The organism is Bacteroides sp., assembly GCF_052357945.1.
Classification (GTDB): Bacteria; Bacteroidota; Bacteroidia; order Bacteroidales; family Bacteroidaceae; genus Bacteroides.
The window spans coordinates 1-15,896 of sequence record NZ_DAWCXD010000118.1; the positions used below are offsets into that span (position 1 = coordinate 1).

The 15,896-nt window shown below is 38.6% G+C and carries 12 protein-coding genes; all 12 read right to left on the minus strand.

Going from position 1 to position 15,896, the window contains the following annotated elements; translation table 11 throughout:
* Positions 1-399, minus strand: a 399-nt coding sequence (locus tag ACT8YW_RS17465; RefSeq protein WP_444106433.1) for a hypothetical protein, incomplete at its 3' end; no start/stop codon positions are given.
* A 1-nt stretch (position 400) separates the two neighbouring features.
* Positions 401-1,540: an acyltransferase family protein gene (locus tag ACT8YW_RS17470; protein WP_444106435.1), complete on the minus strand. Its 1,140-nt coding sequence runs from the start codon at positions 1,538-1,540 to the stop codon at positions 401-403.
* On the minus strand, positions 1,537-3,060 hold the full coding sequence (locus ACT8YW_RS17475; protein ID WP_147400014.1) for a hypothetical protein: 1,524 nt from the start codon (positions 3,058-3,060) through the stop codon (positions 1,537-1,539). The genes ACT8YW_RS17470 and ACT8YW_RS17475 overlap by 4 nt, the downstream gene beginning before the upstream one ends.
* Before the next feature lie 14 nt (positions 3,061-3,074).
* Positions 3,075-4,187: a glycosyltransferase gene (locus ACT8YW_RS17480; RefSeq protein ID WP_118299461.1), complete on the minus strand. Its 1,113-nt coding sequence runs from the start codon at positions 4,185-4,187 to the stop codon at positions 3,075-3,077.
* Positions 4,188-4,734: 547 nt separating this feature from the next.
* Positions 4,735-5,925, minus strand: a complete 1,191-nt coding sequence (locus ACT8YW_RS17485) for a UDP-N-acetyl glucosamine 2-epimerase (protein ID WP_118299462.1) — start codon at positions 5,923-5,925, stop codon at positions 4,735-4,737.
* A 1-nt stretch (position 5,926) separates the two neighbouring features.
* A complete protein-coding gene (locus ACT8YW_RS17490) occupies positions 5,927-7,132 on the minus strand; it encodes a polysaccharide biosynthesis C-terminal domain-containing protein (protein ID WP_118299463.1) in 1,206 nt (401 codons plus the stop codon).
* A gap of 7 nt (positions 7,133-7,139) precedes the next feature.
* The gene (locus ACT8YW_RS17495; protein WP_118299464.1) at positions 7,140-8,189 is read right to left on the minus strand and encodes a polysaccharide biosynthesis protein; all 1,050 of its coding nucleotides are present in this window, start codon (positions 8,187-8,189) and stop codon (positions 7,140-7,142) included.
* 23 nt (positions 8,190-8,212) lie between these two features.
* Positions 8,213-9,544 carry a nucleotide sugar dehydrogenase gene (locus ACT8YW_RS17500; RefSeq protein ID WP_444106439.1) on the minus strand — a complete coding sequence of 444 codons (1,332 nt, stop codon included), beginning with the start codon at positions 9,542-9,544 and terminating at the stop codon, positions 8,213-8,215.
* A gap of 57 nt (positions 9,545-9,601) precedes the next feature.
* The gene (locus tag ACT8YW_RS17505) at positions 9,602-12,016 is read right to left on the minus strand and encodes a GumC family protein (protein WP_444106441.1); all 2,415 of its coding nucleotides are present in this window, start codon (positions 12,014-12,016) and stop codon (positions 9,602-9,604) included.
* Between the two features lie 9 nt (positions 12,017-12,025).
* Complete coding sequence (locus ACT8YW_RS17510; RefSeq protein ID WP_444106443.1) at positions 12,026-12,859, minus strand: polysaccharide biosynthesis/export family protein; 834 nt, start codon at positions 12,857-12,859, stop codon at positions 12,026-12,028.
* 16 nt (positions 12,860-12,875) lie between these two features.
* Complete coding sequence (locus ACT8YW_RS17515; protein ID WP_444106445.1) at positions 12,876-14,804, minus strand: polysaccharide biosynthesis protein; 1,929 nt, start codon at positions 14,802-14,804, stop codon at positions 12,876-12,878.
* A 326-nt stretch (positions 14,805-15,130) separates the two neighbouring features.
* Entirely contained in the window at positions 15,131-15,721 is a 591-nt protein-coding gene (locus tag ACT8YW_RS17520; protein ID WP_004299971.1) for a UpxY family transcription antiterminator, read from the minus strand.
* Positions 15,722-15,896: the final 175 nt, after the last annotated feature.

Sequence of the window (15,896 nt, forward strand, 5' to 3'; positions counted from 1 at the left end):
TAAAAATTTACACAGGAACAAATAACCTTTTTCACTTCCAAAAGTCATATAATTAATTATTATTGAAATAATTGTAAATAACGGCGCATTAATGGAATAGTCTCCTCTATAAAAAAGAAAACTGGAAACGGGATGTGACCTATCAATATTGGAATACCAAGTAAGATAATGGATAGTATCACTAGATGCAATTTTTGTAGAATTGATATATGAAAGAAAAAACGTAAGTCCTACTATTAAAGCAAGCATCTGTTTTTCAGATGATTCACTACAAGTTAATACTTTAAATGAAACAAACAGCAAACCGAGTGAAGGCCATAAAAGAGAAAGAGTAAGAGTGACTATAACATCAATATTAAATATATATGATACTAGGTTACCAATTTTATTATTAACCATCCTATTCTCCTAAAAATAATAATTTTGTAAAGTCTGTTTTTCTAATCACCGTGACAAATATAACCGAAACGGACAATAATAGTAGTGCTATAAAGATCACGATGATAAGCTTTAACCATACAACATTATAGCCAATTAATAATCCTCTTCCCCTTTTTGCTATTACTATTAACTCAGAGTGAATAGGATAAATCCCAAAAGTCATTGCACCCACTGTTGAAATCAAATTATAGGATTTTGATAGAAACTGAATAATAATCACGAACGTAACAGACAATGAAATTGCCGATATTTGACGAAGTGCAAATATGTCCATTTGCCCATTCATAAAGGCCTGATTCAGATTAAGCAAATAGAACTGATTCGAAATCGAATAATATTTGATGAAAGTGAATACACCTATTACCAATAAAATCACCGCAATTGTCAACTGCATTCCTGTTTTATTAGAAACTTCGCTTAGCCCTTTATATGAAGCGAATAAATAACCGATAACAAAAGGAAAGTACAGTTCAACAGTACTGAAGAATGGAGAAATAGGAGCTATAAGTAAAGATATTATAGCAAATAATATACAATAAATGAATCGCTTATATTTCTCACTTTTGTTTGAAATAAATGCAGATATTGCAGCTGCAAAAAACGACAATATCACATAAACGAAATACCAAACAGATTGATTCAACAAGCAGACAGGTAAGAGACAATACGGGAAATAATGAACTATCTTCTTAAGCTTACTCGAATACTTCGAAAACCTAATAAGATACACAGATGCACATACGATTATTAGCAAAATGGCAGAAATCGTGCATCTATCCCATCGCATCTGCATTCCATAACCAATTGCCATGGCAATTAGTGTATATACAATTGTCGGAACTCCTATGTGCCATGTTATCTTATTGAAATATATCAGTAGGTCAGAGAATGACGATATTTTTGAGAGAGCCTGAAAAGAAGTCACACCCGACAACAATGCGAATAAAGGCATGTTGAACGCTACTATAAACAAGTTTATCTCATCATAGCCATTAAAGTTTCCTTTGATCAAAGAGAAAGAGTGTCCTAGTACCACACATGCGATTGCAAAGAACTTCGCATTATCAATCCATGAAACCCTTGCTTTCACCTGCTTCATTTCTTAATCCTTTTTTGTATCATTTGAAAAATCGAATACCTTTCTCGTTTAGTTATACCTACAAACAGAACAGAAACAATTATTGATACCACACTTGTGAATCCTGTTGCCAATAGTTTTCTCCAATTATCCTCAAAGCCCGTTGCAACATAGAACGGAAGTGGTACAGATAACAATGTAACAACACATATTGGTAAAATAACATGTTTTAAATAATCTGTCATACTTAGAACTGCACAACGGCATGAAAATAGTAGCCTCACAATAAGTGTTAATAACGATACTACTATCTGAATAACCAAAATGCTATTCGGTGAATAGCCTAGCTTTAATGCGATATAGCTCAAAGGAATATTAAGGAGTAGTATAGTGCTAACTAGCAGTTGATAGTTGCGTATTTTCCCAGTAGCCTGCATAGATGTCCAAAGCGGTCCATGTAAACAGTCGATAAGACAGAATATCAATCCGAGCACAATAAGGGAAGCAGAGTATTCTGGAGCATTTCCAAGCCATATTTGAAGAATATATTGAATATTCAGAATAACAGGTATGGCAAGGAATAGCATCAAATAGTAGGAATACTTAGAGATTCTGTATATCAAGTTTGAATAGTAGCTGTATTCACCTATTGCATATGACTTGATAATCTGTGGATTTGCTGCTACCTGAATATTGCTGATAAAAGAATATATCGAAGACCTGATAGTTGTAGCAATCCCCATTGCAGCATTAAGTACAACGCCATAGAATAGGTTAAGTACAATGTTGGTTCCTTGTTTATATCCAATATCTGCTATACTACCGAAAAGATTCCATCCAGAAAACAAAGTCATGCTCTTTAGATATTTCTTGTCATATCGAACTAAATTGGTACAATAACAAAATCTCTTCTCTGAGTATATTTTGTACCATAACAACATGATAACGCTTACAAAGAGATGCAGGAATGAATAAACTATTAGTTTATCAAACGGAAGAATGACAAGAAGATAAACTACTACTAACCTTAAGACGTTCTCAATTATACTTGTATATGCATAGAAATTCATTTTCTCCTCAGCGATAATAGCTGCATTATACGGAACCTTAAAAATTGACATGCAAGACTCCACAACCATTATGTGGAACACATACAATGCAGCAGTAAAGCGAGCCTCTGGTATTACTAGCTCCTTGTATACAAAATATAATCCAGCTGTTTCAGCGACTAATGCAAAGAGCAAAAGAACGATAATATGGATGAACAAAGACGTAGAGAAAATTTTCTTTGTTTCATCGATGCTATCTTTGGCTATAGAGAAACTTAAATACCTCTGGCATGCACTTGTAAGGAAGGTATTAATGAAAGAAAACATTACAATGACACCACCAATGATATTGTAAATACCAAAATCATCAACACCTAAAACTTTAAGTACGACTCGACTGGTATATAGTGATACTACCATACCCAAGATCATCCTAAAGTATAGTAATACTGTGTTTTTTGCTATCTTTTTTGATTGTAGCTGTTCAGCCATTTCAATAATCAATATTACAATACACGATAAATATCATTCATTTGTCTCTCTATGTCAAAAATGGTACTTTTGGCAAGTGCTCTTTCGGCATATTCTGAAAGTGTCTCTTTATTCGAATAGAGCTTATATAATGCATTATATATGTCTATTGGCTCCTTAGATGTTAATATACCTGATCCATCACAAAGGATCTCATGAGGTCCTGTAACATCAGTTGCAATGATCGGTTTACCAAGACATAATGACTCACATACTACCAATGGATACCCCTCTGAATCTGAAGTAAGAAGAAAAACATCAGAAGAAGCGATGAACGAGTAAGGGTTCTTTTGGAATCCTAGAAGATGAACATAATCCTCCAATCCTCGTTCTTTTATCATCCCCTCAAGCATTTCACGCAAAGGACCTCGTCCTAGAATCAGAAAATCGATATCAAGATTGTTTTTTTTACAAAGATCTGCCACCTCAATGATGCGGTCTTGACGTTTTTGATTTGCAAGACGACCAACATTGCAGACTGTAAAACGTGATGGTTGGTAAGGATTATACTGTGCTTTCTCATAAATCTGGAGCTTATCTATCAAATTATAAATCACACTGATTTTCAATCCAGGGAACAATTTTTCGAATGATGCTTTTGCTCCATCAGATACTGTGATAATCTGATCCATCTTTTCATATACTGCTCTCTGCTCTTTAATAGAACTGAACTCATTCAGACACCAGTTGTTGAGCAACAAATCAATATGAATCCACGAAACATTGCGACTCGCTCTATCACTAATAAATTTATGACACTTAGCAGAGATTCCTTCCATAAAGGATACTATAGTATCATACTTTGCATTATGCAATCGTTTTTTTAGTTTGAGCCTAAGATAGTTATTCACTATAAACCAAAGATGAGCTTTTCTCAAATAGCCCAAAGCGATAATTTCCTTAAAGGACAACAAAGTAAAAGTCTTGACTCTGTTGTCGATTTGGTTATTATATATACCGCTACCGTCAACAAGTAACAGTGTGATGTTGTAAGTATTAAAATCAAGATTATTGATTATATCCAACAAAACCTTTTCTGCTCCACCGCCTTGCAAGTTTTGTTGTATGAACAAGATTTCTTTTTTCATATAATTAGGAATCTCATACAGTTTTGTCTAAACTAAGTTTCTTATGTCAATCCACACTACTCTTTTCGCAATAACTTTGAAAGAAGACATTACGGGATTCTTCAATTTATCATATTCCTTATATACTTAGATAACCGATGAGAATATTAATCAGTTGCATTGATTATACACACTCCGCTTCCTTCCACTTATCTGCTAACCTTCTGATCTAAAGAAGACATACGCAAATTAAACAAGGATGAAAATGGTATATTATTCACCCCTAAGAATATGTCCAAAGAGTAGCATCAACTATTCAACTATCATATGGAAAGTTTTGTGACAGTCGTAAAGTAGCATCTTCATCTATGTGCAAATTTTCAGCAAAATATCCTTTCCGTAAAGCATATACTTGCTTCCATTACGGGCATCTTTTATAGTAAGTTTTTTCACCAATATTTTGAAGATTTAACCATAAACTCTACCCCTCTGCTTCGGAAGTGTCTCTGCACGCACTAATCATAAACTAAATGTGTAAAGTTTAACATTTCGGCAAACTCAGTAACCATTAGAATTTTCTCCACACCATCTTATTAACCACACCTATATAACTCTGAATGATTTTCACCACTTTAGTGGATACATTCTCATCAGTATAGTTGGGTACGGGTGTACCATAATCTCCATTCTTGACAAGCTCGACGGCTGTGTCAACTGACTGAAGCAATCCTTTTTCGTCAATACCGCTCAAGATAAAACCTGCTTTATCTAATGACTCCGGACGTTCCGTACTTGTGCGGATACATACCGCTGGAAAAGGATGACCGACACTAGTGAAGAAGGAGCTCTCCTCAGGAAGTGTACCCGAATCTGATACAACGGCGAAGGCATTCATCTGGAGACAGTTGTAGTCGTGAAAGCCGAGAGGCTGCTGAACTTGTACACGTAGATCGAGTTGGAATCCAGATGTATGCAGCCTGTTGCGGCTGCGTGGATGGCAGCTATAGAGGATGGGCATGTCGTACTTCTGAGCCATAACGTTGATGGCACTGAAAAGGGAGAGGAAGTTCTTCTCGGTATCTATGTTTTCTTCGCGATGGGCGGAGAGGAGGATGTAGCGTCCTTTCTGGAGACCGAGGCGCTGGTGAATGTCGGAGGCTTCAATTTGAGCGAGGTTTTGGTGAAGGACTTCAGCCATCGGTGAGCCGGTGACGTAGGTACGTTCTTTAGGAAGCCCACACTCTGCAAGATAACGACGAGCGTGTTCTGAGTAAGCCATATTCACATCGGAAATGATATCTACAATACGACGATTAGTCTCTTCAGGAAGGCATTCGTCCTTACAACGGTTTCCAGCTTCCATATGGAAAATAGGAATATGAAGGCGCTTCGCACCAATAACGCTCAAACATGAGTTGGTATCGCCAAGTACCAATACTGCATCAGGTTTAGTTTGATTGAACAGCTTATAACTACAATTGATGATATTACCACAGGTAGCACCTAGATCGTCACCTACAGCATCCATATAAACTTCCGGTTCTGCCAGCTTCAAGTCCTTGAAGAAGATACCGTTAAGGTTATAATCGTAGTTCTGACCTGTATGGGCAAGAATTACATCAAAATATCGGCGGCATTTAGTGATTACTGCTGCCAAACGGATAATCTCGGGACGAGTACCGACAACGATAATGAGTTTCAACTTACCATTATCCTTAAACTTTATATCTGAATAATCAAATTTAGGTTGTTTTTCCATATTATTTTTCTACTTTATCAAAGTATGTATCCGGTTTATTGGGATCAAATATTTCATTGCAGTACATAACAGTTACCAGATCTTCCGTATCAGAAAGGTTGATAATGTTATGAGTATAGCCAGGAAGCATTATGACGGATTGTATTTTCTCTCCGCTCACTTCATAGTTAAGAACTTCGTCAGTACCTTCTTTCCGGAGTTGGATGAGTCCGTGACCACTGACAACAATAAACAACTCCCACTTGGTATTATGCCAGTGTTCACCTTTGGTTATACCCGGTTTGGAAATATTTATACTTACCTGACCGCAGTTCAAAGTATGCACAAGTTCCGTGAATGAGCCTCGTTGGTCTGTATTCATCTTTAAATCGAAAATTGCTTTTTCTTTAGGTAAATAGCTCAAGAACGTACTGTACAAACGCTTAGCAAACGAGTCAGCAGGAATTTCAGGAATCATCAGTGTCCTTGGCATTTCTACAAACTGATGTAATAAATCAACAATTTCTCCAAGTGTTACCTTATGAGTAACGGGACAATAACAGTACTTTCCATCATTTGAAGGATGTACATCTAAACCTTCAAACTCGCAATGATGTTCCTCATCTTTCAAAGCATGAATCATCTCGTCTACAAGATCATCAATGTAGAGTAGTTCAAGTTCTACATCCGGATCATACACTTGTATAGGCAAGTCATTAGCAATGTTATTACAAAAGGTAGCTACGGCACTGTTATAATTGGGACGACACCATTTACCATAAAGATTCGGAAAACGATATACCAATACTTTAGTTCCCGTATCTTTACCATACTGTAAAAAAAGATCTTCACCAGCCTTCTTACTACGACCATATTCGCTATTACCAAACCGGCCTGTTAATGAAGCTTGAGCACTAGACGAAAGCATGACAGGACAAGTATTATGATGTTTTTTCAGTGTATCAAGTAATGTGCTTGCAAAACCGAAATTACCTCTCATAAACTCGTCATTATCTTTGGGACGGTTAACTCCGGCAAGATTGAATACAAAATCTGCTTTTTGACACCAAACATCCAATTCCGAAGAAGTGGAATCGATATCATATTCAAAGACTTCATCTATTTGCAAATCACCATAATAACAAGCCTTACCGTCTTTGATATTATTAAGTTGGGCACAAAGGTTTCGACCGACAAAACCTTTGGCACCGGTAACCAGAATTTTCATAGCTCTTTTATTGCACAAAGTTACCCTCACCGCTCAATTCTTTCTTGATATAATCAAGGGCGGCTATTTTAGCCTTGGTTTCTTCTACATTTAATATGTGAGTATTATTGGAATTAAATTCAGTAAGAGTATTACGCTCTTTTTCACCTTCTTTGAAGAATTTGTCATAATTCAAACCACGATTATCTGCCGGTACACGATAAAAGTTACCCATATCCTCAGCTTTAGCGCACTCTTCATTTGTGAGTAATGTTTCATACATCTTCTCTCCGTGACGGATACCTATGACCTTAATATCCTCTTTTTTACCACCAAAAAGTTCACAAACTGCCTCTGCCTGAGTTTGGATAGTACAAGCAGGGGCCTTCTGAACGAGGATATCTCCGTTCTGACCATGTTCAAAAGCAAAAAGTACAAGATCTACAGCTTCCTCAAGAGACATGATAAAACGAGTCATCGTGGGCTCAGTCAATGTTACAGGGTTACCACTACGAATCTGATCAATCCACAGAGGTATTACAGAACCGCGAGAACACATCACGTTACCATAACGTGTGCAACAAATCTTGGTCTTTCCAGAATAGCGACTCTTAGCTACAGCAATCTTCTCCTCAACAGCCTTCGTGATACCCATCGCATTGATAGGATAGGCAGCCTTGTCAGTAGACAGGCATATTACAGCACCCACACCTGCCTCGATGGCTGCTGTCAATACATTATCGGTACCAATCACATTCGTCTTTACTGCTTCCATCGGGAAGAATTCACAACTAGGAACCTGCTTCAAGGCAGCGGCATGAAAAATGTAGTCAACACCAGGCATAGCATTCTTACAAGACTGAAGACTACGCACATCACCAATAAAAAACTTGATTTTGTGTGCTACATCAGGGTATTTTACCTGATATTCGTGACGCATATCATCCTGTTTCTTCTCGTCACGTGAAAAAACACGAATCTCACCGATATCGGTACGGAGAAAACGATTCAAAACTGCGTTACCAAATGAACCCGTTCCACCGGTAATCATAAGAGTTTTACCTGCAAAAACACTCATAGTTATATGTATTTTTTATTAATTTAATCTTTTCCAAAAATATCCCGTGTATAAACCTTATTCTTTACATCATCAAGACAAGTGTCATAACGATTAGCTACAATTGCGTGGCTACTTGCCTTAAACTCCTCCAAATTATTCACAACTTTGCTACCAAAAAATAATGTACCATTTTCAAGCGTAGGCTCGTAAATGATGACTTCTGCACCCTTAGCCTTTATACGTTTCATGATTCCCTGAATAGCAGACTGACGAAAATTATCTGAATTTGATTTCATTGTCAAACGATATACACCAACAACTGGAGGGTAGATAGAAGCAGCAGAACGGCTGTATTCGTTATTTTCAAAATAACCGTACCACCCAGTCATACGGAGTACCGCATCTGCAATATAATCCTTACGAGTCTTATTTGATTCTACAATAGCAGACATCATATTCTGCGGTACATCCTGATAGTTGGCAAGCAACTGCTTGGTATCTTTTGGCAAACAGTAGCCACCATAACCGAATGAAGGATTGTTGTAATGCGTTCCAATACGTGGGTCAAGACCTACGCCTTCTATTATCGCCTTACTATCCAAGCCCTTGACCTCGGCGTATGTATCAAGTTCATTGAAATAGCTGACACGTAATGCCAGATAGGTATTGGCGAAAAGCTTCACTGCTTCAGCTTCCTTCATACCCATGAAGAGCGTATCAATATTTTCCTTTATAGCTCCCTCTTGCAAGAGTGTAGCAAATATTTTAGCCACTTCCTTCATCATCTCAACATCTGTGACAGACTCGATTGCTTTGTTTTCTTCGGCAAATTCAGGACGACTAATTATCTTCGGATAACCAACGACGATACGACTTGGATAAAGATTGTCATAAAGTGCTTTGCTTTCACGAAGAAATTCCGGTGAAAAAAGAAGATTGAACTTCTTTACTCCTTTTTGGGCATATTTTACATAAAGATTACGGGTATATCCTACCGGGATTGTAGATTTGATGACCATAATAGCATCAGGATTTACCTCAAGCACAAGGTCAATAACCTCTTCCACACGGCTCGTATCGAAATAGTTCTTTGCCGGATCATAATTCGTAGGAGTCGCAATCACAACAAAGTCGGCATCAGCATATGCTGATCTACCATCCAAAGTAGCAACAAGTTTCAAAGGCTTTTCAGCTAGATACTTCTCGATATAATCGTCTTGAATAGGAGAAATCCTATGATTTAGTTTCTCTACTTTTTCAGGGATCACATCCACCGACATTACATGATGATGTTGTGATAGTAGTGTCGCTATGCTCAGTCCAACATATCCTGTACCGGCTACTGCGATCTTAATGTCTTTGAAATCACGCATATTTTATTTGATTTGTTTTTCTAATATTACAGACCTAATATTCATTCCAGAAACCTGTTACGCTTTATTTCCATGTTTTTCTTCGTATCCATAACCATAACGCTTGCCATAGCCATAATACTTGCCGTATTTGCCATAACCATAATAATAGCCGTACTTCTTTTTCTGAAGATCCAAACCGTTGATGGCAATACAGAGATTAGGTAATTTCCTGTTTTCAAAAAACTCATTAACCAAAGTAAACTCTGCCTTACGAGTATAATCAGCACGGCATACGTATACCGACAAATCAGCAGTACGACCTATCAGCAAAGTATCGGTTACCATACCAACAGGAGCGGTATCCAGAATCACATAATCAAAGTTGGTCTTCAATGTTTCAATAGCTTTCTCCAATCCGTCACGGGCCAATAATTCCGTCGGATTGGGAGGAACTGCTCCACCCGGAAGAATAAAAAGGTTCCTGTTGATATCAGAAGGTTGAACCAGATCCATCAGATTCATACTCGGGTTAGTCAGGAACTGAGTAATTCCATGATCTTTCTTTGGGATATTGAACACTTTGTTCAGACCGGGCTTGCGAATGTCAAGACCAACGATTACTACTTTTTTCCCTAACAAAGAAAGGCTTACGGCTAAATTGGCGGAAATAAAAGACTTTCCTTCACCGCTGATAGTAGAAGTTACCAAAATGACGTTCTTATCTTTTTCAAGCATAAACTGAAGATTGGTACGAACATTACGGAAAGTCTCGCTCATCAGGTTGTTCTGATTCTCAAAGACCGCAATTGAACCGGATTTCTCATCTGCCAATGGAATATCACCTACAACCGGAAGTGAAGTCAACTTCTCGATATCGGCACGTCCTTCAATCTTGAATTTGGTCAAGCCTATCAGATAGATGATGCCGACCGGAATTCCCATTCCAAAAAACAAAGCAACCAGATAGACCATCATCCTTTTAGGGGAAACGGGATTATCATCAGCAATCGCTGCATCAATTATCTGGGCATTATTGGCGGTAGCAGCCAAAGTAATAGCATTCTCCTCACGTTTCTGAAGCAGCATTAGATACAGCCCCGATTTGATTTCCTGCTGCCGGGCAATGCTCACAAACTGACGTTCCTGAGTCGGGGCGTCACTGATACGACGGGAATAACGACTCGCTTCACGGTCCAGATCGGCTTTCGTTATCTGTAATCCTTTCAAGGTAGCATCCAAAGTGGCCTGCACATTGCTACGCATGGCACGGATACTCGTATTAAGGTTGACAATCGCCGGGTTACTTTCAGTGGAGGTACGCAACAGGCGGTTACGTTCAATCAGCATCTCATTATAACGCGAGATTGCTCCAACCAAGCCACCATCCTGCAAGCCCACATTGGCAGGCAACACTTCATATTCATTACCCTGAAGGTATTTTTGCAAATCAACAATAAGGTTGATCTGGGTCTGATTCTCCACACGTTTCTTTTCGTATTCCGCATTACCCGTCAAGGCGATCTGAGCCTCACTACTCAAATCCGTAATACCTGCTGTACGTTTGAAATTTTCCAGATCTTGCTCAGTACTACCCAACTCCTTGGAAATAATACCGATACGTTCATCTATAAACTCTGCTGTTTTCTGGGCCACTTCATTCTTGTCATTATTCGCATTAATGTTATACATCTCAAGCAGTTTATTGATAAAGTCCCTGCCACGACGGGGATTGGTATTCTTCAATGAAATGACAACAACAGAAGTCGTTTTCGAGGTGGGAGCTATCGACAAGGAATTGGCATATCCTTTTGCTACAGAGAAAGGTCGGTTAATGAAAGCCGTAATATGACGTTCTTTCGTCACGTTTTCCGGACGGACAGCGGACAAGGTATCATTATTTGCGAAAAATGCGACTGTACCCTCATCTGTCGGGAATACGGCAGGTAATTTTTCAAATTGTCTCCGGTATTCTTTATCACCCACTTTCATTTGTACATCCATCACACCTGTCTGTTGAAGAGTCATGGCGACTTCCATCCTACCTGAAAGCTTGTCTGCCTCCTGCGGAGTAAGACTCACTAATATGGGAGAAGTCTGATAAAGTTCCTTTTTCGGGAACTCGTCTTCATCTATATAGGTAACAAACAGTCCTAAATTGTTTACCACCTCTCCGGATAAAGACTTCGAGCGGAGCACTTCGATTTCATTATCAACATTACTGGATGAAGAGACAAAACCGTCCAAACCCATCCTTTCTAATTCGGAAGACATACTTGTACCACCGCCTTTCTTATCATCCTTAATCAAAACTGTGGCGGAAATATTATAAACGGGTGTCGTCAGTCGCAGGTAGCCCCATGCACAGGCGATACAAACAATTACTGAAAACACGAACCAAGGCCAGTGAACCAGACAACGGAAAAGGATTTCCTGAATATTAAACTGTTCTTCAGACTGTTCTATACACTTTTCCCTTTTTTCCTCAATCATACAGTAATACTATTTGAAAATTGTTACTAATAAACTTGCCAATGACACTAAGATAGAGGTGGCTGAAAACCAAAGACTTGTACTGTTACCGATATCAGAGTTGCGCGCTTTCGCCTTGTTCGGAGTCACATAAACAATATCATTCTGCTGCAACCAATAATAAGGAGAAAGAATGGTTTCCGCATTGTTCAGATCCAATGTTATAATCTGCTGTTTACCGTCAGCACCTTCACGAATCAGTTTTACATTGTCACGAAGCCCCCAGACAGTCATATCACCCGCCATAGCCAAGGCCTCCAACAGATTCACCTTCTCATTATTGATGGTAAAGGTACCGGGACGTGCAACCTCACCCAAGACGGAAATTTTGTAATTGACCATGCGGACGGTTACTATCGGAGTCTCCTTGATATAAGGTTTCAACTTTTCTATAATTAATTGTTCTGCCTCTTTCTTTGTCAAACCACCCACTTTTAATTCGCCTAATACCGGAAAATTGATCTTTCCTTCATTATCCACCAAATAGGGCTGTAGGACAGGCTGAGTTGTCAACTGTGTATTTCCAGTAACCACACTGCCAGGACTCGCTACAGTCAAATTGAATGGAACAGCCAATTCGGGACTGGTACATGACACCACAATAGTAAGCAGGTCTTTAGGCATTATCTTTGCATCATACAAGTTTTCATGTTGGACGGTCTGTTGCACAAATTCCGCATCCTGCAAGTAAGGCACCTTTTTATATGACTGACAGGAAACAAACAGAAGTATTGTAATCAAGCAAACAAGTACATTACGTCCCATGCCTTGTACACTCATATACAGGTAAAATGTTTTATTCATAAAATTTTCTAGTTTATTATTCTTTATCTAAAACTTCAAATCGCGGAGAATTCTTTGACTTAAATTCCGGAACTATTTTCTTCATCAACCGCACGGTATCCATGATCTTTACCGCACGCGACAACTTTTCAAACTCTGCATAAGTGTCAAGAATATCAGCATATTCATACCGACGAACTTTGGCGATCATGATTTTTTTATTCTCTGTCGGGATCGTATTTTCTTTATCGCTCAACACCTCTTCATAAAGCTTCTCACCCGGACGTAATCCTGTGAATTCTATTTTGATGTCTTCACCCGGACGATAGCCAGCCAATTCGATCATACGAGTCGCCAGATCAACGATCTTGACCGCTTTTCCCATCTCAAAGACAAAGATTTCATTGCCCTCCCCCATGGTAGCAGCCTCCATTACCAAGCGGCAAGCTTCGGGAATAGTCATAAAGAAACGGATGATATCAGGATGAGTAACAGTGACAGGACCACCATTCTCTATCTGTTCTTTAAAACGAGGAATGACAGAACCATTACTGCCCAATACATTACCAAAACGGGTAGTGATAAATTTTGTATGACCTTTCACTTTTCCTTCACGGATAGCGCATCCCAGACTTTGAACATAGATTTCTGCCAAACGTTTGGAACAACCCATTACATTAGTAGGATTTACAGCTTTATCCGTAGACACCATAATCATTTTTTCTGCATCATATTCCACAGCCATATCAGCCACCTGACGAGAACCGGTCACATTGACAAGTACAGCCTCACAAGGATTTTCTTCCATCAATGGTACATGTTTATAAGCGGCGGCATGAAAGACGATTTGAGGATGATACAATTCGAATACCATACGAACGCGTTCCTTCACACGCACATCACCAATCACCGGAACAAAATCTATATTTGGATATTTTTTCTCAAACTCAAGACGGACATTATGCAAAGGTGTTTCTGCAGAGTCGAACATGATAAGTTTCTGAATTCCCATCTGCACTAATTGACGGCAAAGTTCACTACCAATACTGCCTGCCGCACCAGTCACCAACACCACTTTTCCCCTGAATTCTTCTGCAACCTGACGAAGGTTGATATTAATTTCGGCACGGCCCAGCAAATCCTCAATCTTAATAGGACGTACCCACTGATGAAATTTTCCATCAGAATCCGCTTCACTGATAGTAGGAGCTATCAATGTTTTAAGTTCATTGTTTTTACAATATTCCAGAAGTCGTTTTTCTTCCAGGCGGGTATCTTCATAACAGGCAAACAGAATCCCCTTAATTCCGCGCTTCCGCATGATATAATCAACATCCGATTCATTTTCAAAGTAATAAACGGGAAGATCTGCCAATCGGCGTCGGCTGTTATTTTTACCATATACATAAAAACCGGCTACTTTATAATGTGCACTATCCCTAAGACGTAACTTCAAGGCTACACTCTCTTCATTAGTGCCATAAATAAGAATACGTGTGTTCTTTTTATTCACCCAATCCAATAAAAAATCATAGACGATTATCAATGATACACGGAAGGTCGTCAAGATCACTAAAGTCAATAAACCATCAAATAGAAGATAGGATATTTTATAATTATATGGCAATTGGGTCTCATATATAACTCCAAAAGAAATAATGACCAAACAGGTAATTTTAAATAAAACGGCACACATGATACGCCAAAGTTCACGTGCCTGTGAGAAACGAATTGTATTACGATAAGTATGGAATAATAAAGAGCCCGCAACACTTGCCACCAAAGAAACGCAAGCAAACTTACAAAGCATCCAGTCGGTCATTGGAACATGCGCCATATAATGAATTACCGCATAAGCGACCAACGAACATAATACAGAAATTGCCGTGTCAATACCTAAAATAGCCCAATAACTGAAATAATTTTTGCGGGCATATTGCACTATGCCCTTCAATGTTTTTTCCATTATAGTATAAATGAATAAAATAATATTTCGAAATTTGATTTATCTGATTGATTACGATCAGTACAAGGACTATGACTACGATTTCCATGTTGGTGTAGCCCAACAGAGAATCCCTTCATCTTTCGATACGTACATACATTTCTACACTATATCTTTTGTAAAGATATAATTCATAATACTTTATGGATTTTTATTATTGAGAGAGGTCATCGATAAATATATCCACTGTTTGGTTACCGATGTCAAATAGACTGCCTGCTATTTTACAGACTTTCATTACATTTTTGCAGTAAAATCCCCATACCCCTATAAAATAGATTGATTACTCAATCACGTAAATCCCCATTTTCAGATACCGGCTCTACACACCCAGCCGGTATATCTACACATGCACACCCTAACATTGTCAATCGAACAGCAACTTTCGATTTCCCATTCACATGTACTAATTCCCCTTCCAATCCTGCCAATGGTCCCTTGATTACCCGTATTTTCTCTCCCGGAGCCAATGGCGATGTACTCATGCTAATCGTCTCATCCGAGTAATCGAGCATAAACTTAAATCGCAACATTTGTTGATCAGGAATAACAGCCGGAGTACTCTCCCCACGTAATACCATGTAACGGCTGATAGAAGATAAAGTCAGGACTTCTTTTTGTTCTTGCAGATCAACGTGAACGAAAATCATCATCGGAAGCAGTACCCGGTCGACAATTTTACGGCGGTCGCTCCATTGATGGACTTCTTGTTGAATTGGAAGGAAATTTTCGATCCCCATTTTCGTAAGCCGCTCACCCGTTTTTTTCTCGTGACAAATACGTACGATTGCCACCAACCAACGTTTTGAGCGCGCTACGCTGCTGCCAATCACATCTGTTGGCAGAAGATTTCGATCGTCATTTTTCTTAATGATCATGTATTTTTACCCCTCATTTTTCCATACCCCTTAGGCAATGGATTGAATTCGGTGACAAAGATAGATAAAATTATAAATAGTAAACAAGAAAAAACGCTTTCTTTTTTTACACACAAATAGAAATATACAGTTAAGACTATCCTAGACATAAAAAAATACTCTACCTCTATCACAT